Raw genomic sequence first — 237 nt, 5'->3', positions numbered from 1 at the left:
GTTAAACAGTATTCATCATAAAAAGTATCGCCGGAACCGAAAGAAGCACAAACTTTGCCGCTAAAATCAACGTCCGCCATATCTTCATAAAAATCAACGAACTCATCAGGAAGCTGGCCATCATCGTATGTATAACCACCGATTAGAGCGCCATCATATTCTAGTAAATCTTCAGGATCAACTGAAATACATTCTTCAATTTCTACTTCGATATCGTATTTTTCTAATTCTTCACCT

1 protein-coding gene is annotated in these 237 nt (G+C 37.1%); it reads right to left on the bottom strand.

Going from position 1 to position 237, the window contains the following annotated elements; all coding sequences use genetic code 11:
- Positions 1 to 237 (bottom strand): flavodoxin domain-containing protein (locus tag NG918_RS16810; RefSeq protein WP_252227195.1); only part of this gene is annotated, 237 nt, incomplete at both ends.

The organism is Clostridium sp. ZBS2 (genome assembly GCF_023845855.1).
Lineage (GTDB): Bacteria > Bacillota > Clostridia > Clostridiales > Clostridiaceae > Clostridium > Clostridium aquiflavi.
This window is presented reverse-complemented; position numbering and strand designations above follow the sequence as displayed.